This window comes from Klebsiella sp. M041, assembly GCF_059759695.1.
In genome coordinates, this window is record NZ_JCAXWU010000001.1 from 62,341 (window position 1) to 83,747 (window position 21,407).

A 21,407-nucleotide genomic window follows, 5' to 3' on the forward strand; every position below is an offset into this window, starting at 1 on the left:
TGCCTCCGTTTTACTATTCATGACTGAATTGTCGGCGTTTTATCGGGTGCTGACAAGTTAAGGACGCCAGAGTGGGGACGACGTCACGGCACTTTTCTGATTAATCGGCAGAAACCCGCGTCATCACTGTTGAGAAGCGCCGCCTTAACGCATAATAAAAAGTGATAATTTGCATCAGGCCCACCGGCCGAGGGGTTAGAAGGATGAAACCATTTCGTTTAGCGGCGCTGTCACTGGCGCTCCTTACCGCATTTTCATTAACCGGGTGTGATGACAGCGGTACACCGCAGGCTACGGCCCCGACGCCGGCCGCCGATAGCGGCCCTGGCGCGGCGGCAAAACCGGACAGCGCCCAGCTGGCGGCGCTGGCGGAAAAAAGCCAGGGCAAAGCGCTGACGCTGCTCGACGCTTCGGAGGTGCAGCTGGATGGCGCCGCGACCCTGGTGCTGACCTTTTCCGTACCGCTGCAGCCGGACCAGGATTTCTCCCGCAGCGTGCACCTGGTGGATAAGAAGAGCGGTAAGGTAGATGGCGCGTGGGAGCTGGCGCCGAACCTGAAAGAGCTGCGTCTGCGTCACCTTGAGCCAAAGCGCGAGCTGATTGTCTCGGTCGACCCGACGCTGACCGCCCTGAACAAGGCGACGCTCGATAAACCGTTCGAGAAGACCCTGACTACCCGCGATATCGCGCCAAGCGTCGGATTTGCCAGCCGCGGCTCGCTGCTGCCGGGCAACGTGATCGCCGGGCTGCCGGTGATGGCGCTGAACGTCGATAACGTCGACGTGAACTTCTTCCGCATTAAGCCGGAATCGCTCTCGGCCTTCGTCAGCCAGTGGGAATACCGCAATTCATTAAGCAACTGGGAATCCGACGAGCTGCTGAAGATGGCCGATCTGGTATACAGCGGCCGCTTTGACCTCAATCCGGCGCGCAATACCCGCGAAAAGCTGCTGCTGCCGCTGAGCGACATCAAGCCGCTCCAGCAGCCAGGCGTCTACGTGGCGGTCATGAACCCGGCGGGTCATTATAGCTACAGCAACGCGGCGACGCTGTTTACCCTTAGCGACATCGGCGTGTCGGCGCATCGCTACCACAACCGGCTGGACGTCTTTACCCAGAGCCTGGAAAACGGCGCCGCCCAGTCTGGTATTGATGTCCAGCTGCTCAACGCCAAAGGGCAGACCCTGGCGCAGGCGAAAAGCGATAGCCAGGGCCACGTCACCCTGCAAACCGATAAAGAAGCCGCGCTGCTGCTGGCGCGCAAAGAGGGACAGACCACGCTGCTCGACCTCAAACTGCCGGCGCTGGATCTGGCGGAGTTCTCCATTGCCGGCGCGCCAGGCTTCAGCAAACAGTTCTTTATGTTTGGCCCACGGGATCTCTATCGTCCGGGCGAAACGGTGATCCTCAATGCGCTGCTGCGCGATAGCGATGGCAAGCCGCTGGCGGAACAGCCGGTGAAGCTGGAGGTGGTCCAGCCGGACGGCCAGGTGATCCGCTCGGTGATGAGCAAACCGGTTAACGGCCTGTACCAGTTTACTTATCCGCTCGACAGCGGCGCGGCCACCGGCATGTGGCACATTCGCGCCAGCACCGGCGACAACCAGCCCCGCGAGTGGGATTTCCACGTCGAAGACTTTATGCCGGAACGCATGGCCCTGAAGCTGACGCCGCAGGCGGCGCCTGTCGCGCCGAATGCCGATGTCGCCTTTGACGTCAGCGGCGCTTATCTCTACGGCGCGCCGGCCAGCGGCAACACGCTGCAGGGCAAACTGTTCCTGCGCCCGCTTCGCGACGCCGTCGCCGCGCTGCCGGGCTTTGAGTTCGGCGATATCGCAGAAGAAAATCTCTCCCGCAGCCTTGATGAAGTCCAGCTGACGCTGGATGAAAAAGGCCATGGCGAAGTGACCACCTCCAGCCAGTGGCAGGATAGCCATTCGCCGCTGCAGGTGGTGTTGCAGGCGAGCCTGCTGGAGTCCGGTGGGCGTCCGGTCACCCGTACGGTTAAGCAGCCGATCTGGCCTGCCGAGGCGCTGCCGGGGATCCGCCCGCAATTTACCCTGAAGGACGTTTACGACTACCGCACCGACACCACGGTGAAGCAGCCGGTGGTGGATGAAAACAGCAACGCCGCGTTCGATATCGTCTATGCCGACGCCAAAGGCGAGAAAAAAGCCGTTTCCGGCCTGCAGGTACGGCTGATCCGCGAGCGCCGGGATTATTACTGGAACTGGTCCGATAGCGAAGGCTGGCAGTCGCAGTTCGATCAAAAAGATCTGCAGGAGGGCGAGGAGTCGCTGGATCTGCAGGCCGGCCAGATCGGTAAAGTGAGCTTTCCGGTAGAGTGGGGCTCCTATCGCCTGGAGGTGAAAGGACCGGACGATGTCGTCAGCAGCGTGCGCTTCTGGGCGGGCTACAGCTGGCAGGATAACAGCGAAGGCACCGGCGCAGCGCGCCCGGACCGGGTCACCATGAAGCTGGATAAACCGAGCTATAAGCCGGGCGACACCATCAGGCTGCACATCGCCGCCCCGGCGGCGGGTAAAGGCTACGCGATGGTGGAATCCAGCGAAGGGCCGCTGTGGTGGCAGGAGATTGACGTACCCGCCGAGGGGATGGACCTGTCGATCCCGGTGGATAACGCCTGGAATCGCCACGACCTCTACCTCAGCACGCTGGTGGTTCGCCCCGGCGATAAATCCCGCTCGGCGACGCCGAAACGCGCGGTGGGCCTGCTGCATCTGCCGCTGGGCGATGAAAACCGTCGCCTGACGCTGGCGCTGGAGGCCCCGGATAAAATGCGCCCCAACCAGCCGCTGACGGTGAAAGTGAAAGCCAGCGTCAAAGAGGGAGAGGCGCCGAAGCAGGTTAACGTTCTGCTCTCTGCTGTCGATAGCGGGGTGCTGAATATTACCGATTACGCCACCCCGGATCCGTGGAACGCCTTCTTCGGCCAGAAACGTTATGGGGCGGATATTTATGATATTTACGGCCAGGTGATTGAAGGGCAGGGGCGTGTGGCCAGTCTGCGCTTCGGCGGCGATGGCGACGAGTTAAAACGTGGCGGTAAACCGCCGGTTAACCATGTGACCATCATCGCCCAGCAGGCGCAGCCGGTGGTGCTGAACGATCAGGGCGAAGGGACGGTGACGCTGCCGATCGGTGATTTTAACGGCGAGCTGCGGGTGATGGCTCAGGCCTGGACGGCGGATGACTTCGGCAGCAGCGAAGACAAAGTGGTGGTGGCCGCCCCGGTCATCGCCGAACTGAATACCCCGCGCTTCCTCGCCAGCGGCGACACCACCCGTCTGGCGCTGGATCTCAGCAACCTGACCGATAAACCGCAAACTCTGCAGGTACATCTTGCCGCCAGCGGACTGGTGACCTTGACCGAGGGTCAACTGCCGTCGGTGCAGCTGGCGCCGGGGGCGCGCAGCACGCTGTTTGTGCCGGTGAGCGCGCTGCCGGGCTTTGGCGATGGCCAGGTGAGCGCCACTATCAGCGGCCTGAGCCTGCCGGGGGAAACCTTCGCCCCGCTGCAGAAGCAGTGGAAAATCGGCGTTCGTCCGGCGTTCCCGGCGCAGACCGTCAACAGCGGCGCCGTGTTGCAGCCCGGCGAAAGCTGGCAGGCGCCGGCGGCGCAATCGGCAGGTTTCGCCCCGCAGACGCTGCAGGGCCAGCTGCTGCTCAGCGGCAAGCCGCCGCTGAATCTCGCGCGCTATATCCGCGACCTGAAAGCCTATCCTTACGGCTGCCTTGAGCAGACCGCCAGCGGCCTGTTCCCGTCCCTGTATACCAGCGCGGCGCAGCTAAAAGCGCTGGGCATCAGCGGGGACAGCGACGAAAAACGTCGCGCGGCAATCGATGTCGGGATCTCGCGCCTGCTGCAGATGCAACTGGAAAACGGCGGCTTTGCGCTATGGGATAAAGAGGGGCCGGAAGAGTACTGGCTGACCGCTTACGCCATGGATTTCCTTGTTCGCGCGGGCGAGCAGGGCTATAGCGTACCGGTCAACGCCATTAATAAAGGTAACGAACGCCTGCTGCGCTACCTGCAGGAGCCGGGGCTGATGACCGTGCGCTACAGCGACGACGCCCAGGCCAGCCGCTTTGCCGCTCAGGCCTATGCCGCGCTGGTGCTGGCGCGTCAGCAAAAAGCCCCGCTCGGCGCATTGCGTGAAATCTGGAGCCGTCACGACCAGGCGCGATCCGGCCTGCCGCTGCTGCAGCTCGGCATTGCGCTGAAAACCATGGGCGATGCGCCGCGCGGCGACGCCGCGCTGAAGCTGGCGGTTGCCACGCCGCGCCATGATGAGAACCGCTGGCTGGGCGATTACGGCAGCCCGCTTCGCGATGACGCGCTGAAGCTGGCGCTGCTGGAAGAGAACAAGCTGCTGCCGGAGGCGCAAAACACGCTGTTGAGCACACTGTCGGAAGAGGCCTATGGCCAGCGCTGGCTGTCGACCCAGGAAACCAACGCTCTGTTCCTTGCCGGGCGCACGCTGGCCGACCTGCCGGGCGACTGGCAGGCGCAAACCTCGCTGCAGGCCGAGCCGCTCGCTGGCGATAAAGCGCAAACCCGTAACCTCGACGGCGATCGGCTGGCGACGTTGCAGGTGAGCAATACCGGCAGTCAACCGCTGTGGCTGCGTCTGGACAGCAGCGGCTATCCGCAAAGCGCGCCGCAGCCGGGCGGCAACGTCCTGGGGATTGAACGCGCCGTTTTCGATACCCAGGGGCGGCAGAAGTCGCTGTCGTCGCTGCGCAGCGGCGAACTGGTGCTGGTCAAGCTGGAGGTGACCGCCAGACGCAACGTGCCTGACGCGCTGGTGGTTGACCTGCTGCCGGCGGGACTCGAGCTGGAAAACCAGAATCTGGCCAACAGCAGCGCCAGCCTGCAGGAGAATGGCGAAGCGGTGCAAAACCTTCTTAACCAGATGCAGCAGGCCGATATTCAGCATATCGAGTTCCGCGACGACCGCTTCGTCGCCGCTGTCGCGGTCAATGAAGGTCAGCCGGTGACGCTGGTCTACCTGGCGCGGGCGGTCACGCCGGGCACCTACCAGGTCCCGCAGCCGCAGGTGGAATCGATGTATGTGCCGCAGTGGCGGGCGACCGGGACCGCCAGCGGTCCGCTCACCGTGACGCCGTAAATGCGCGTAGTGCATCGGGTAAAACGCCGCTGGCGCTGGCTGGCGGCGTTTATTTTTCTGCTGTGGCTGGCGGTTCTGACCGCCGATCGCCTGTGGCCGCTGCCGCTGCATGACGTCACGCCTGCCCGGGTGGTCGTGGCGGAGGACGGGACCCCCCTGTGGCGGTTTGCCGACGCGCAGGGCGTCTGGCGTTATCCGGTGACTCTCGCCGACGTGTCGCCGCGCTATCTGCAGGCGCTTATTCAGTATGAGGACCGCTGGTTCTGGCGCCATCCGGGGGTCAATCCCTTCGCTGTAGTGCGCGCCGCCTGGCAGGATCTCACCTCCGGGCGGGTCATTTCCGGCGGCAGTACCCTCACCATGCAGGTGGCGCGCCTGCTCGATCCCCACCCCCGCACTTTCGGCGGCAAGCTGCGCCAGCTGTGGCGGGCGCTGCAGCTGGAGTGGCATCTGTCAAAGAGCGAAATCCTGACCCTGTATCTGAACCGTGCGCCCTTTGGCGGCACCCTGCAGGGGATCGGCGCGGCCAGTTGGGCTTATCTCGGCAAGCCGCCCGCGCAGCTCAGCTACGGCGAGGCGGCGCTGCTGGCGGTGCTGCCCCAGGCGCCCAGCCGTTTACGTCCGGACCGCTGGCCGCAGCGGGCCCAGGCGGCGCGGGATAAAGTCCTTGCGCGCATGGTCAGCCAGGGCGTCTGGCCGAGACTGGCGGTAAAGGAGGCGATGGAGGAGCCGGTGTGGCTGTTTCCGCGGCAGATGCCGCAGCTGGCGCCGCTCTTCGCCCGCCGGGCGCTGGCGACCAGTCGTGAGGAAAAAGTGGTGACGACCCTCGATGCCGGACTGCAGCGGCAGCTCGAGGATCTGGCGCTGAACTGGAAGTCGCGCCTGCCGCCGCGCAGTTCGCTGGCGATGGTTGTCGTCGACCACACGGATATGAAAGTCCGCGGCTGGGTGGGGTCGGCGGATATTACGGACGACAGTCGCTTTGGCCACATTGATATGGCGTCGGCGGTCCGTTCGCCTGGGTCGGTGCTGAAACCCTTTATTTATGCGCTGGCGATGGATGAAGGGCTGATCCATCCGGCGTCGTTATTGCAGGATGTGCCGCGGCGCTTTAGCGATTATCGCCCCGGTAACTTTGACAGCGGCTTTCACGGCCCGGTGAGCGCCAGCGACGCGCTGGTGCGCTCCCTGAATCTGCCGGCGGTCCAGGTGCTCGAAGCCTACGGGCCCAAACGTTTCGCGGCGAATTTGCGCAATGCCGGGTTGCCCCTGATGCTGCCCGCCGGCGCCGAGCCGAATCTGTCGTTGATCCTCGGCGGCGCCGGAGCGAGACTGGAAGATATCGTCGCGGCGTACAGCGCCTTTGCCCGCCACGGGAAGGCGGCGCGGCTGCGCATGACGCCCGGAGACCCGCTGGTGGAAAGGGCGCTGATATCCCCGGGGGCGGCGTGGATCGTCCGGCGCATCCTGGCCGGCGAAGCGCAGCCGGTTCCCGATGCCTCACTCCCGCAAGCGGTGCCGCTGGCCTGGAAGACCGGCACCAGCTACGGGTACCGCGATGCGTGGGCGGTGGGCCTCAATGCGCGTTATCTGATTGGCATCTGGACCGGGCGTCCGGACGGTACGCCGGTGGTGGGGCAGTTTGGCTTCGCCAGCGCGGTGCCGTTGCTCAATCAGGTCAATAATCTGCTGCTCGCCCGCCCGGCGATGAGCCGCGGCGGCCTGCCGATCGATCCGCGACCGGCAACGGTTAGCCGCGGGACGCTCTGCTGGCCCGGCGGCCAGGCGCTGCCGGCGGGCGACAGCAACTGCCGTCGTCGCCTGGCCAGCTGGCTGCTGGAAGATAGCCAGCCGCCGACCCTGCTGCTGCCGGGGCAGGAGGGCGTGCGCGGGATCCGCTTCCCGGTGTGGCGCAATGAACACGGCGAACGGGTGGCGGCGGATTGTCCCGGGGCGCGCGAAAGTGTGGTGGAGGTCTGGCCGCTGCCGCTGGATCCCTGGCTACCGCCGGGGGAACGTCGCTCCGCGCGTCTGGGGCCGGTATCGAAGGCATGCCCACCGTTGCAAACTCAGGATGCCGCGCCGCTGGTGCTCTCCGGGGTCCGCGAGGGGGCGGTGATTAAACGTCTGCCGGGGGAGGCGCGGGTGATGTTGCCCCTGCAAACCAGCGGTGGTGAAGGGCGGCGCTGGTGGTTTATCAACGGCCAGCCGATAGATGCCGCCGGCGCGAGAACCACGCTAACTCTGGATAAGCCCGGCGAGTGGCAGCTGGTGGTGATGGATGAGGCAGGACAAACGGCGGCCGCGCGTTTTACCCTGCAATAACCAGGGTAAATTTGTTGTTGGCGGTTTGTGTTTTCAATACTCATCTTATTTTAACAAAATGTTACCTTCAGCCGTAGGCAGGGGCGGGGATGCTCATTATAATGCGCGCCAGGCCATACGATCGTATGCGCAACAACAGAACATTTAATTAGAGGTAATCATGGCTATTGAACGTACTTTTTCCATCATCAAACCAAACGCGGTGGCAAAAAACGTTATTGGCAGCATCTTTTCCCGCTTTGAAGCTGCAGGGTTCAAAATCGTCGGCACCAAAATGCTGCACCTGACCGTAGAGCAGGCTCGTGGTTTCTATGCTGAGCACGAAGGTCGCCCGTTCTTCGACGGTCTGGTTGAGTTCATGACCTCCGGCCCGATCGTGGTTTCCGTCCTGGAAGGCGAAAACGCCGTTCAGCGTCACCGTGACCTGCTGGGCGCCACCAACCCGGCAAACGCCCTGGCGGGTACCCTGCGCGCTGACTACGCTGACAGCTTCACCGAGAACGGCACCCACGGTTCCGACTCTGTAGAATCCGCTGCACGCGAAATCGCGTTCTTCTTTGCTGAAGGCGAGGTTTGCCCGCGCACTCGCTAATCTCCTGCGTCTTTCACGCCACAGCATTGTTGGCTTCCTTCGCGCACCCCGGTCACATAGTTATCTATGCTCCCGGGGATTAGCGAACTCGCCGCCTCGCTGTGACCTGAAATACTTTGGAGATACGAACCTCGTCTTTTCGACCGTCGCGGCGTTGGCCACGCGCGTTCACCCCGGTCACATAGTTATCTATGCTTCCGGGGATTCACTTGCTTGCCACCTTGCGACAATCGAAAAGCCATAGAGGATTAAGCACACGGTTACGATTTTTTTATCATTGACTACGTGCAGGCATGGCTTCCATGCGCCAGAATTTGTAGAATATAGCGCCCCTGGACGAGCTGTCGCTCTCCGGGGCGTTTCTTTTTCAACCCACCTGGGGCCATAACGTGTAATAACGAGGCCGGAAAACATTATGTCTGAACAAATTGTCACGCCTGATACCGCCGCTCTGACGGTGCCGAACAAAGATGCCAAAATCAACCTGCTGGATTTAAACCGTCAGCAGATGCGCGAGTTTTTCAAAAACATGGGCGAGAAGCCTTTCCGCGCCGATCAGGTGATGAAATGGATGTATCACTACTGCTGCGACGACTTTGATGAGATGACTGACATCAACAAAGTCCTGCGCAGTAAACTGAAAGAAGTGGCGGAGATCCGCGCCCCGGAAGTGGTTGAAGAGCAACGCTCAACCGACGGGACCATTAAATGGGCGATTGCCGTTGGCGATCAGCGCGTCGAGACCGTCTATATCCCGGAAGAAGACCGCGCCACCCTGTGCGTCTCCTCCCAGGTAGGCTGCGCGCTGGAGTGTAAATTCTGCTCCACCGCCCAGCAGGGCTTTAACCGCAACCTGCGGGTTTCCGAAATTATCGGCCAGGTCTGGCGCGCGGCGAAAATCGTCGGCGCGGTGAAGACCACCGGCGTACGTCCGATCACCAACGTGGTGATGATGGGCATGGGCGAGCCGCTGCTGAACCTCAACAATGTCGTTCCGGCAATGGAAATCATGCTCGACGATTTCGGCTTTGGCCTCTCCAAACGTCGCGTCACCCTGTCGACGTCCGGCGTGGTGCCGGCGCTGGATAAACTCGGCGATATGATCGACGTCGCGCTGGCCATCTCCCTGCACGCGCCGAACGACACCATTCGTGACGAAATCGTCCCGATCAACAAAAAGTACAACATCGAGACCTTCCTCAACTCGGTGCGCGGCTATATTTCGAAGTCCAACGCCAACCAGGGCCGGGTGACCATCGAGTACGTGATGCTGGATCATGTCAACGACGGCACCGAGCACGCCCACGAACTGGCGGCGCTGCTGAAAGATACGCCGTGCAAGATCAACCTGATCCCATGGAACCCGTTCCCGGGCGCGCCGTATGGCCGCAGCTCCAACAGCCGCATCGACCGTTTCTCCAAAGTCCTGATGGAGTACGGCTTTACGACCATCGTGCGTAAAACGCGCGGCGACGATATCGATGCCGCCTGCGGTCAGCTGGCGGGCGACGTCATCGACCGTACCAAGCGCACGCTGCGTAAACGGATGCAGGGCGAAGCGATTGACGTAAAAGCGGTCTGACAAATGATGGCCCGTGCAGCGCAGGCGGCACGGGTCATATTTATGACCAATAGCCAGGCGAAATACGCTGATTCGGTTAATAATTACGGTGCGTTTTTGTCGACTTTGAGGCAGTATGTAGCGGCACAACAACCGCTTAGCATTCAATTTTGATTCGTCTCTGTGATCGCGCGGCTGACAGTCCTATACTGTGAGGCTGACGTACCACAGATGTCTCGCGGCGCCGGCTTTTTCCCGCGCTGAACTTTAAATTTCACGTACCAGTAGTTGTAGCGAATGAATACTGAAGCCACTCAAGATCATCAAGAAGCAAACACCACGGGCGCGCGTCTGCGTCACGCCCGCGAACAACTCGGACTTAGCCAGCAAGCGGTGGCAGAACGCTTATGCCTGAAGGTGTCCACGGTTCGTGATATTGAAGACGATAAGGCGCCTGCCGACCTCGCTTCCACCTTCCTGCGCGGGTACATCCGCTCCTATGCTCGCCTCGTACATATCCCGGAAGACGAGCTGCTGCCGATGATGGCCAAGCAAGCGCCCATCCGCGCGGCGAAAGTCGCGCCAATGCAGAGCTTCTCTTTAGGTAAACGTCGCAAAAAACGCGACGGCTGGCTGATGAGCTTCACCTGGCTGGTGCTGTTTGTGGTTATCGGCCTGAGCGGCGCCTGGTGGTGGCAAGACCATAAGGCGCAGCAGGAAGAGATCTCCACCATGGCCGATCAGTCTTCCGCTGAGCTGAACAGCGGCGACACCAGCAGCCAGAGCGTGCCGCTGGATACCAGCGCCCCGGCAGTCCCGACCGCCGATAGCGCTGCGAACAGCGCGCCAACCGATACCGCCAGCGCCCCGACCACCAGCGCCCCGACCACCAGCGCCCCGGCCCAGACGCCGGCGGACAATAACGCCGTTGTCGCGCCTTCCCAGGCCAATGTCGATACCGCAGGCGCGGCGCCGACGGCGTCGGCTACCCCGGTCTCGCCATTGCCGACCGATCAGGCGAACGTGACGAACCCGGCGGCGGCGGCGCAGGATCTGGTGATGAACTTTTCCGCCGATTGCTGGCTGGAAGTGAGCGATGCCACCGGCAAAAAACTGTTCAGCGGCCTGCAGCGTAAAGGCGGCAACCTGAACCTGAGCGGTCAGGCGCCGTATAAGCTGAAAATTGGCGCCCCGGCTGCGGTAGAGATCCAGTATCTGGGCAAGCCTGTCGATTTAAGTCGTTTTATCAGAACTAACCAGGTTGCGCGTCTGACCCTTAATGCCGAATCATCACCGGCGCAGTAACAGACGGGTAACGCGGGAGATTTTTCATGCATAACCAGGCTCCGATTCAACGTAGAAAATCTAAACGTATTTACGTTGGTAATGTGCCAATTGGCGATGGGGCTCCCATCGCCGTTCAGTCAATGACTAATACGCGCACCACTGATGTGGCGGCAACCGTAAATCAAATCAAAGCGTTAGAGCGCGTGGGCGCGGATATTGTCCGCGTCTCTGTTCCGACGATGGACGCCGCCGAGGCGTTCAAACTGATCAAACAGCAGGTCAACGTCCCGCTGGTCGCCGATATCCACTTTGACTACCGTATTGCGCTGAAAGTCGCGGAATACGGCGTCGACTGCCTGCGTATCAACCCGGGCAACATCGGCAACGAAGAGCGCATCCGCATGGTCGTAGATTGCGCGCGCGATAAAAATATCCCGATCCGCATCGGCGTTAACGCCGGCTCGCTGGAAAAAGATCTGCAGGAAAAATATGGCGAGCCGACGCCGCAGGCGCTGCTCGAATCCGCCATGCGCCACGTCGATCATCTCGATCGCCTCAATTTCGATCAGTTTAAAGTCAGCGTTAAAGCCTCCGACGTCTTCCTGGCGGTAGAGTCTTATCGCCTGCTGGCGAAACAGATCGATCAACCGCTGCACCTCGGGATCACCGAAGCGGGCGGCGCGCGCAGCGGCGCGGTGAAATCGGCGATCGGTCTTGGGCTGCTGTTGTCCGAAGGGATCGGCGATACGCTGCGCGTCTCGCTGGCGGCGGATCCGGTGGAGGAGATCAAGGTCGGCTTCGATATCCTCAAATCGCTGCGTATTCGTTCCCGCGGTATTAATTTCATCGCCTGCCCGACCTGTTCGCGTCAGGAGTTTGACGTTATCGGGACGGTGAACGCCCTGGAGCAACGTCTGGAAGATATCATCACTCCGATGGATGTTTCGATCATCGGCTGCGTGGTGAACGGCCCGGGCGAAGCGCTGGTTTCCACCCTCGGCGTGACCGGCGGCAACAAGAAAAGCGGCCTGTATGAAGACGGCGTGCGTAAAGATCGCCTGGACAACAACGACATGATCGACCAGCTGGAAGCGCGGATCCGCGCCAAAGCCTCGATGCTCGATGAAGCCCGTCGGATTGACGTTCAACAGCTTGAAGCAAAATAACGTGTTGGGAAGCGATACGCTTCCCGTGTATGATTGAACCTGCGGGCGCGAGGCGCCGGGGTTCATTTTTGTATATATAAAGAGAATAAACGTGGCAAAGAACATTCAAGCCATCCGTGGCATGAACGATTATCTGCCGGGCGAAACCGCTCTCTGGCAGCGCATTGAAGGCTCACTGAAGCAGGTGCTCGGTAGCTACGGTTACAGCGAAATCCGTTTGCCGATTGTAGAGCAGACCCCGTTATTCAAACGCGCGATCGGCGAAGTGACCGACGTGGTTGAAAAAGAGATGTACACCTTTGAGGACCGCAACGGCGACAGCCTGACGCTGCGTCCGGAAGGGACGGCGGGCTGCGTACGAGCCGGCATCGAACATGGTCTGCTGTACAATCAAGAACAGCGCCTGTGGTACGTCGGGCCGATGTTCCGCCACGAGCGTCCGCAGAAAGGCCGTTACCGCCAGTTCCATCAGATCGGCGCCGAAGTTTTCGGCCTGCAGGGGCCGGACATCGATGCGGAGCTGATCATGCTGACCGCGCGCTGGTGGCGTGAGCTGGGCATCTCCGATCATGTCAGCCTTGAGCTGAACTCCATCGGTTCTCTTGAAGCCCGCGCCAACTACCGCGACGCGCTGGTGGCTTATCTCGAGCAGTTTACCGATAAGCTTGATGAAGACAGCAAACGCCGGATGTATACCAATCCGCTGCGGGTGCTGGACTCCAAAAACCCGGACGTGCAGGCGCTGCTGAACGACGCGCCGGCGCTCGGCGATTATCTCGACGAAGAGTCGAAAGCCCACTTTGCCGGCCTGTGCGCGTTGCTTGACGATGCCGGGATCCGCTATACCGTCAACCAGCGCCTGGTGCGCGGCCTCGACTACTATAACCGCACCGTGTTTGAGTGGGTGACCACCAGTCTCGGTTCTCAAGGCACCGTCTGCGCCGGCGGCCGTTACGACGGCCTGGTTGAGCAGCTTGGCGGTCGTGCCACCCCGGGCGTGGGCTTCGCCATGGGTCTGGAACGTCTTGTTTTACTGGTCCAGGCAGTGAATCCGGAATTTAAAGCCGATCCTGTTGTCGATATATACCTGGTAGCCTCCGGGACCGATACTCAGTCCGCCGCCATGCGTCTGGCTGAGCAGGTTCGCGATGCGCTGCCCGGCGTGAAACTGATGACCAACCACGGCGGCGGCAACTTTAAGAAGCAGTTCGCCCGTGCCGATAAATGGGGCGCACGTATCGCCCTGGTGGTGGGGGAGTCAGAGATCGCTGACGGAAACGTGGTAGTGAAGGATTTACGCTCAGGTGAGCAAACTACCGTAACGCAGGAGAGCGTTGCCGCGCATTTGCGCACACTTCTGGGTTAATCTCCCGGGAATTATTAGTCAGGAGAAGGACTGCGTGGAAACTTTTAACAACGAGAACGATCAGGTCGATGCGCTGAAGCGCTTCTTTGCCGAAAACGGCAAAGCGCTGGCGGTCGGGGTGATTTTAGGGATTGGCGCGCTGGTTGGCTGGCGTTACTGGACCTCCCATCAGCAGGATACCGCAAGAGACGCGTCGCTGGCTTACGAAAAGGCGACTTCCGCGCTGAAATCAAATACGCCAGACGTGCTGTCAGGGGCGGAGAAGTTCGCGGCTGACAATAAAAATACCTACGGCGCCTTCGCCTCTCTCGAGCTGGCACAGCATTTTGTTGAACAGAACGATCTGCCGAACGCCGAAAAGCAGCTTCAGCAGGGGCTGGCGGCCGCGTCTGATGATAACCTGAAATCGGTTATCAGTATGCGTCTTGCCCGCGTTCAGCTGCAGATGAAGCAGGCTGATGCGGCGCTGAAAACCCTCGACAGCATTAAAGGCGAAGGTTGGACCGCGATTGTGGCTGATTTGCGCGGCGAAATTCTGTTGAGCAAAGGCGATAAGCAAGGGGCCCGTGCGGCGTGGGAAGCTGGCGTGAAAAGCGATGCTTCTCCTGCGCTCAGCGAAATGATGCGTATGAAAATGAATAATTTGTCCATCTGAGAGGGACTCGATGCAATTGCGTAAATTACTTTTGCCAGGGCTGCTTTCCGTTACCTTGCTGAGCGGGTGTTCGCTGTTTAATAGCGAAGAAGATGTGGTGAAAATGTCACCGCTGCCGACGGTAGAAAACCAGTTTACGCCGTCCACGTCCTGGAGCACCTCGGTTGGCGATGGTATCGGCGAATTTTACTCTAACCTTCATCCGGCCTTCGCCGACGGCGTGGTCTATGCCGCTGACCGTAAAGGCACCGTCAAAGCGCTGAGCGCTGACGACGGCAAAGAGGTGTGGTCGGTGAATCTGGCGGAGAAAGATGGCTGGTTCTCGCGCACCCCGGCGCTGCTTTCCGGCGGTGTGACCGTCTCGGGCGGCCATGTTTATATCGGCAGTGAGAAAGCGCAGCTGTATGCGCTGAATACCAGCGATGGTACCGTTGCCTGGCAAACCCGCGTCGCCGGCGAAGCGCTGTCGCGCCCGGTGGTGAGCGATGGCATGGTGCTGGTCCACACCAGTAACGGCCAGCTTCAGGCGCTGAATGAGACCGATGGCGCCGTGAAGTGGACGGTTAACCTGGATATGCCTGCGCTCTCCCTGCGCGGCGAATCCGCTCCGGCCACCGCCTACGGCGCGGCGATCGTGGGCGGCGACAATGGCCGCGTCAGCGCGGTATTGATGCAGCAGGGGCAGATGATTTGGCAGCAGCGTATTTCCACGGCCACCGGGCCGACGGAAATCGACCGTCTGAGCGACGTCGACACCACGCCGATTATCGTCAACGGCGTTGTCTATGCGCTGGCTTACAACGGTAACCTGACCGCGCTGGATCTGCGCAGCGGCCAGATTATGTGGAAACGCGAGCTGGGTTCGGTGAATGATTTTATCGTCGATGGCAACCGTATCTATCTGGTTGACCAGAATGACCGCCTGCTGGCGCTGACTACCGATGGCGGCGTGACCCTGTGGACACAAAGCGATCTGCTGCACCGTTTGCTGACCGCGCCGGTGTTGTATAATGGCAATCTGGTGGTCGGCGATAGCGAAGGCTATATGCACTGGGTGAACCCGGAAGATGGCCATTTTGTGGCGCAGCAGAAAGTGGACAGCTCCGGTTTCCTGACCGACCCGGTTGTGGCCGATGGTCGACTGCTGATCCAGGCGAAAGACGGTACGCTGTACGCGATTACGCGTTAATTACCGCTGTCGTGAGTGATTAAGAAACGGCCCCTGGCAGACAGGGGCCGTTTTGACTTTTTTAAAAACGTCGTTATGACGATGTTGCTTAGTGATTGTATGAGGCATTTAACATGATACCTGTGGTCGCGCTTGTCGGGCGCCCTAACGTTGGAAAATCCACGCTCTTTAACCGCCTGACGCGCACTCGTGATGCGCTGGTTGCGGATTTCCCGGGGCTGACTCGTGACCGTAAGTACGGTCGGGCCGAAGTCGAAGGCCGCGAATTCATCTGTATCGATACCGGTGGTATTGATGGTACGGAAGAGGGCGTGGAAACCCGGATGGCGGAGCAGTCGCTGCTGGCAATCGAAGAGGCCGATGTGGTGCTGTTTATGGTCGATGCGCGCGCGGGCCTGATGCCGGCGGACATCGCGATCGCTAAACACCTGCGCTCTCGTGAAAAGCCCACCTTCCTGGTGGCTAACAAAACCGACGGCATCGACGTCGACCAGGCGATGGCGGACTTCTGGTCGCTCGGCCTGGGCGATATCTATCCTATTGCCGCTTCGCACGGCCGCGGCGTGACCAGCCTGCTTGAGCAGGCCCTGCTGCCATGGGTCGATGAGGTTAATCCTCAGGAAGAAGTGGATGAAGACGCCGAATACTGGGCAAAATTCGAAGCTGAGCAGAATGGTGAAGCGGAAGAAGAACCGGAAGACGATTTCAATCCGCAGGATCTGCCGATCAAGCTGGCGATTGTCGGACGTCCTAACGTCGGTAAATCGACGCTCACCAACCGCATCCTCGGCGAAGATCGCGTGGTGGTCTACGATATGCCGGGCACCACCCGCGACAGCATTTACATCCCGATGCAGCGTGACGAGCGCGAATACGTGCTCATCGATACCGCCGGGGTGCGCAAGCGCGGCAAAATTACTGACGTGGTGGAGAAATTCTCGGTCATCAAGACGCTGCAGGCGATTGAAGACGCCAACGTCGTGCTGCTGGTGATTGATGCCCGCGAAGGCATCTCCGATCAGGATCTGTCGCTGCTGGGCTTTATCCTCAACAGCGGCCGCTCCCTGGTGATCGTCGTCAACAAATGGGACGGCCTGAGCCAGGAAGTGAAGGAGCAGGTGAAAGAGACCCTCGACTATCGTCTGGGCTTTATCGACTTTGCCCGGGTGCACTTCATCTCCGCCCTGCACGGCAGCGGCGTCGGCAACCTGTTTGAATCGGTACGTGAAGCCTACGATAGCGCAACCCGCCGCGTAAGCACCGCGATGCTCACCCGGATCATGAACATGGCGGCGGAAGATCATCAGCCACCGCTGGTTCGCGGCCGTCGCGTGAAGCTGAAATATGCCCACGCCGGGGGCTACAACCCGCCTATCGTGGTGATCCACGGTAACCAGGTGAAGGATCTGCCGGATTCCTACAAGCGCTATCTGATGAACTATTTCCGTAAATCCCTGGACGTGATGGGTACGCCAATCCGTATCCAGTTCAAGGAAGGGGAAAACCCGTTCGCCAACAAGCGCAACACCCTGACGCCGAACCAGATGCGGAAACGTAAACGCCTGATCAAGCACATCAAGAAAAGCAAATAATCATTAAACCCGCTTCGGCGGGTTTTTTTGTGGCCGCCATGCCGGTAAATGTCAAAACCATCCGCCATAATCCCGCGATACTTCGCCGGGAACAGATCGGCTCAGGGGTGGACTAAACATGCAAATTGGATTTATCGGTCTCGGCGCGGTGGTGGAAACCGCCTATTTACCCGCGCTGCGTCGCCTGGGATACCGTATTGACAGCTGCCAGGGCTATGACCTGGACAGCAGCAGAGCGCTGCCGGGGATCCAGCGCTGCAGTTCGCTGTCGGCGCTGCTGGCCAAACCCCTGGATACGCTCTTCATCACCACGTCATCCCTCCAGCACCTGCCCGTGCTGGAGGGGGCGTTAGCCAGCGCCATTCCCCGCATCGTGGTGGAGAAACCGATTGTCGCCAACCTTGAGCAGGCCGCGCGGCTGCGGGCGCTGCTGGCGCCGGCGGGGGAGGCCGGTCGGGTGCTGGCCCTCGACCACTGGATGGCGCGTGGGTTAGCCCTGAACGCTCTTGCTCCGCCGTGGCAGGCGGAAGAGGAGGCCAGCGGTCTACCGCCACCGCACCTTTCAGCGCAGGATATCGCCTGGATAGAAGGCTATTTGCAGGAGCCAAGCGGCTTTAACGCTGTCGGAGAACCGGTCGCGCTTAACTTTGCCACCGGCGAACTGGATACCCGGCGGCTGCGTCATCCTGACGGCGTGATCCTCGATATCGGTACCCATGTCCTGGCGATGCTGCGGGAAACGCTGCTCGGCTGCGGAGGCGATGTGACGCTGGACCTCGCCGTTCGGGCGGCGAAAGACCGTCTCGGCCGAGATATTGCTCATGGGGATACGGTCACTGCCGAGGGAGAGGCGCATCTGCAGGGACGCCTGGGCGATATCCCGCTGAATATCTGGCTTAACAAATATGCCGGTCCCGCGGGCGGGCAAAAGGGAATGCGGATAGGGCTGCGGGACGGGCGACTGCTTGCCCTCGATCGCGCCCCTGATGGCGAGGTGGCGACGCTACAGGACGGCGAGCGGATCCAGCGCTGGACCCGACCCGGAGCGATCTATGCGCACTGTCTCGATGAGCAGATCCTTGGCGCGGAGAATGTGTTTACCCGGGCGCCCGAAAGCGTGGCCGGGCTGACGCGGCGTCGGCTTGAGGAAGTGGAATGGCTGCTCAGGTTGCAGCAGCAATTACGCGGCCCTCATTAAACCCGGAACATGATAAAATAGGTGCAGATAAACGTTGAAAGGAATGGTTATGGAACTTGATTGCCCTCTGTGCCACGCGCCGTTAGATGTCAAAGGCAGCAGCGCGCATTGCGCTCAGTGCGAAAGGGTATTTGCCCTTGAGGCGCGCTGCCCGGAATGCCACCAGCCGCTGGAGGTGCTGAAGGCGTGCGGCGCGGTGGATTACTTTTGCCAGCACGGGCACGGCCTGATCTCGAAAAAACGGGTGGAGTTTATTCCGCTGGTTTAGGCGGCGATGGCTTTCTGGCCCGCGTTTTTTTCACCGGCGCAATCTGCCTCACTTCGCTTTCGACCCAGCCGTCTTTCAGGCGGGTGGTGAGCAGATCGCCGGTTTTGACCTGTTTTGTCTGCTTCAACACCGTGCCGTCGCTCACCGAAGTGACGCTATAGCCGCGCGCCAGGGTGGCTAAGGGACTCACCGCCTCCAGATGGGTCACCGCGTGACCAAACCGTTCACGCCGCTCGCTGAGGCGGCTACGCATCGTTTCCGCCAGCCGGTATTCCAGCTGCTGGACGCGCGATTGCGTCCGGTGGATACGCGGCTGCGGGTTATAGTGATTCAGGCGCTGAACAGTGCGCTTTTGCCGCTGCTCGGCGCGTTTAAGCTGCGATTCCATGGCGATGCGCATCCGCTGGCGCAGGCGTTCCAGTGCGGTCTGCTGGCGGGCCAGCCGCAGCTGCGGGTGCTGCTGCTGCAGACGATGGAACAACTGGGTAAAACGGCGCTGGCGACTGGCGAGGAAATAGTCCATCGCCATCTCCAGCCGCTGCTGCCCGGCCTGCAGCTGGCGCAGCAGCTCCTGCTGATTACGGCTGACGATCTCCGCGGCGGCAGAAGGGGTCGGCGCTCGCAGGTCGGCAACAAAATCAGCGATAGTGACGTCGGTTTCATGGCCGACGGCGCTGACGATAGGGATCTGGCTGGCGAAGATAGCGCGCGCCACCCGCTCATCGTTAAAACTCCACAGATCCTCCAGCGAACCGCCGCCGCGTCCGACAATCAGCACGTCACACTCCTGACGCGCGTTCGCCAGCGCGATGGCGCGCACAATCTGCCCGGGGGCATCGTCACCCTGGACCGCGGTCGGGTAGACGATCACCGGCAGCCCGGGGTCGCGGCGTCTGAGGACATGAAGAATATCGTGCAGCGCGGCGCCGGTTTTCGAGGTGATGACCCCGACGCAGCGGGCGGGGGAGGGGAGCGCCTGCTTATGTTTTTGATCGAACAGCCCTTCCGCGGTTAACTGCGCTTTCAGCTGCTCATACTTCTGCTGCAGCAACCCTTCGCCGGCGGGCTGCATGCTTTCGACGATAATCTGGTAGTCGCCGCGCGGCTCATACAGGGTGATGTTGGCGCGAACCAGCACCTGCTGCCCATGCTGCGGGCGAAACGTGACCCGACGGTTGCTGTTGCGGAACATCGCGCAGCGCACCTGGGCGTTATCGTCTTTTAAGGTGAAGTACCAGTGGCCGGAAGAAGGCTGGCTGAAGTTAGAGATCTCGCCGCTGATCCAGACCTGGCCCATTTCGCGCTCAAGCAGCAGACGCACCGTCTGATTGAGGCGGCTAACGGTAAAAATTGCGGGGGATTGAGAGGGTAACATGTGAGCAAGATCAAACTTTAAATCAGCAGGTTATTCAGTCGATAGTAACGCGCTCAGAGGGGATGGCAAGTATTATTTGCAAAAAAGGGTAGATGCAATCGGTTACGCTCTGTATAATGCCACGGCAATATTTATCCACCCTGGTCGAGATATTGCCCATGCTACGTATCGCTAAAGAAGCCCTGACGTTTGACGACGTCCTCCTCGTTCCCGCTCATTCTACCGTTCTGCCGAATACAGCCGATCTCAGCACTCAGCTGACGAAAACCATTCGTCTGAATATTCCTATGCTCTCCGCAGCCATGGATACCGTAACGGAAGCGCGTCTGGCTATTGCCCTGGCACAGGAAGGCGGCATCGGCTTTATTCACAAAAACATGTCCATCGAGCGCCAGGCGGAAGAAGTTCGCCGCGTGAAGAAACATGAGTCCGGCGTGGTCACCGACCCGCAGACCGTTCTGCCGACCACCACCCTGCGTGAAGTGAAAGAGCTGACCGAGCGTAACGGCTTCGCCGGCTACCCGGTGGTTACCGAAGAGAACGAGCTGGTCGGCATCATCACTGGCCGCGACGTGCGTTTCGTCACCGATCTGAACCAGCCGGTCAGTGTCTACATGACCCCGAAAGAGCGTCTGGTTACCGTTCGTGAAGGCGAAAGCCGTGAAGTGGTCTTTGCGAAGATGCACGAAAAACGCGTTGAGAAGGCGCTGGTTGTGGATGAGAGCTTCCACCTGCGCGGGATGATCACCGTAAAAGACTTCCAGAAAGCGGAACGTAAACCGAATGCCTGTAAAGATGAGCAGGGCCGTCTGCGCGTAGGCGCTGCGGTCGGCGCCGGCGCGGGCAACGAAGAGCGCGTTGACGCGCTAGTGGCTGCGGGCGTTGACGTCCTGCTGATCGACTCCTCTCACGGCCACTCCGAAGGCGTTCTGCAACGTATTCGTGAAACGCGCGCGAAATACCCGGACCTGCAGATCATCGGCGGCAACGTCGCCACTGGCGCAGGCGCGCGCGCGCTGGCGGAAGCTGGCTGCAGCGCGGTGAAAGTGGGCATCGGCCCGGGCTCCATCTGTACGACCCGTATCGTGACCGGCGTAGGTGTGCCGCAGATCACCGCCGTTTCCGACGCGGTGGAAGCGCTGGAAGGCACCGGTATTCCGGTTATCGCCGACGGCGGTATCCGTTTCTCCGGCGACATCGCTAAAGCGATCGCGGCCGGTGCGGCGGCAGTAATGGTCGGCTCCATGCTGGCCGGTACCGAAGAATCCCCGGGCGAAATCGAACTCTACCAGGGGCGCTCTTACAAATCCTATCGCGGGATGGGCTCCCTCGGCGCGATGTCAAAAGGCTCTTCTGACCGCTACTTCCAGAGCGATAACGCCGCTGACAAACTGGTGCCGGAAGGTATCGAAGGCCGCGTGGCCTATAAAGGCCGCCTGAAAGAGATCATTCACCAGCAGATGGGCGGCCTGCGCTCCTGTATGGGTCTGACCGGCTGTGGTACCATTGACCTGCTGCGTACCAAAGCTGAATTCGTACGCATCAGCGGTGCGGGCATTCAGGAAAGCCACGTTCACGACGTGACCATCACCAAAGAGTCCCCGAACTACCGTCTGGGCTCCTGATTTCTTCGCCCGACCTTGCGTCGGGCGATTTATTTACTCTGTTTCACTTGCCTCG

14 protein-coding genes are annotated in these 21,407 nt (G+C 60.7%); 13 read left to right on the forward strand and 1 reads right to left on the reverse strand.

Annotation, left to right across the window (positions count from 1 at the left end):
- The first annotated feature begins 203 nt into the window (after positions 1-203).
- The 12 genes from AC6CWS_RS00325 (at position 204) to AC6CWS_RS00380 (ending at position 18,352) form a co-directional block, all read left to right on the forward strand.
- The gene (locus tag AC6CWS_RS00325; protein ID WP_131096259.1) at positions 204-5,153 is read left to right on the forward strand and encodes an alpha-2-macroglobulin family protein; all 4,950 of its coding nucleotides are present in this window, start codon (positions 204-206) and stop codon (positions 5,151-5,153) included.
- Complete coding sequence (gene pbpC / locus AC6CWS_RS00330) at positions 5,154-7,478, forward strand: peptidoglycan glycosyltransferase PbpC (RefSeq protein ID WP_080901526.1); 2,325 nt, start codon at positions 5,154-5,156, stop codon at positions 7,476-7,478.
- A 160-nt stretch (positions 7,479-7,638) separates the two neighbouring features.
- Entirely contained in the window at positions 7,639-8,070 is a 432-nt protein-coding gene (gene ndk / locus AC6CWS_RS00335; RefSeq protein ID WP_004144312.1) for a nucleoside-diphosphate kinase, read from the forward strand.
- 415 nt (positions 8,071-8,485) lie between these two features.
- Positions 8,486-9,652: a dual-specificity RNA methyltransferase RlmN gene (rlmN, locus tag AC6CWS_RS00340; RefSeq protein WP_002913894.1), complete on the forward strand. Its 1,167-nt coding sequence runs from the start codon at positions 8,486-8,488 to the stop codon at positions 9,650-9,652.
- A 276-nt stretch (positions 9,653-9,928) separates the two neighbouring features.
- A complete protein-coding gene (gene rodZ / locus AC6CWS_RS00345; protein ID WP_080901527.1) occupies positions 9,929-10,936 on the forward strand; it encodes a cytoskeleton protein RodZ in 1,008 nt (335 codons plus the stop codon).
- Positions 10,937-10,962: 26 nt separating this feature from the next.
- Positions 10,963-12,084, forward strand: a complete 1,122-nt coding sequence (gene ispG, locus AC6CWS_RS00350) for a flavodoxin-dependent (E)-4-hydroxy-3-methylbut-2-enyl-diphosphate synthase (RefSeq protein ID WP_004201890.1) — start codon at positions 10,963-10,965, stop codon at positions 12,082-12,084.
- Between the two features lie 91 nt (positions 12,085-12,175).
- Complete coding sequence (hisS, locus tag AC6CWS_RS00355; protein WP_012540880.1) at positions 12,176-13,450, forward strand: histidine--tRNA ligase; 1,275 nt, start codon at positions 12,176-12,178, stop codon at positions 13,448-13,450.
- Positions 13,451-13,484: 34 nt separating this feature from the next.
- Positions 13,485-14,105 carry a YfgM family protein gene (locus AC6CWS_RS00360; RefSeq protein WP_023290633.1) on the forward strand — a complete coding sequence of 207 codons (621 nt, stop codon included), beginning with the start codon at positions 13,485-13,487 and terminating at the stop codon, positions 14,103-14,105.
- 10 nt (positions 14,106-14,115) lie between these two features.
- On the forward strand, positions 14,116-15,294 hold the full coding sequence (gene bamB, locus AC6CWS_RS00365; RefSeq protein WP_023290632.1) for an outer membrane protein assembly factor BamB: 1,179 nt from the start codon (positions 14,116-14,118) through the stop codon (positions 15,292-15,294).
- A gap of 113 nt (positions 15,295-15,407) precedes the next feature.
- A complete protein-coding gene (der, locus tag AC6CWS_RS00370) occupies positions 15,408-16,886 on the forward strand; it encodes a ribosome biogenesis GTPase Der (RefSeq protein WP_004144309.1) in 1,479 nt (492 codons plus the stop codon).
- A gap of 118 nt (positions 16,887-17,004) precedes the next feature.
- A complete protein-coding gene (locus tag AC6CWS_RS00375) occupies positions 17,005-18,084 on the forward strand; it encodes a Gfo/Idh/MocA family oxidoreductase (protein ID WP_080901528.1) in 1,080 nt (359 codons plus the stop codon).
- Between the two features lie 49 nt (positions 18,085-18,133).
- On the forward strand, positions 18,134-18,352 hold the full coding sequence (locus AC6CWS_RS00380) for a zinc ribbon domain-containing protein (RefSeq protein WP_004201901.1): 219 nt from the start codon (positions 18,134-18,136) through the stop codon (positions 18,350-18,352).
- On the opposite strand, the gene xseA is transcribed toward AC6CWS_RS00380, so the two are convergent.
- The gene (gene xseA / locus AC6CWS_RS00385; RefSeq protein WP_080901529.1) at positions 18,336-19,727 is read right to left on the reverse strand and encodes an exodeoxyribonuclease VII large subunit; all 1,392 of its coding nucleotides are present in this window, start codon (positions 19,725-19,727) and stop codon (positions 18,336-18,338) included. The two genes, AC6CWS_RS00380 and xseA, sit on opposite strands and share 17 nt — an antisense overlap.
- A gap of 158 nt (positions 19,728-19,885) precedes the next feature.
- Here xseA and guaB point away from each other — a divergent pair, with 158 nt between their 5' ends.
- Positions 19,886-21,352, forward strand: a complete 1,467-nt coding sequence (guaB, locus tag AC6CWS_RS00390; protein WP_004151980.1) for an IMP dehydrogenase — start codon at positions 19,886-19,888, stop codon at positions 21,350-21,352.
- The last annotated feature ends 55 nt before the right edge of the window (positions 21,353-21,407 follow it).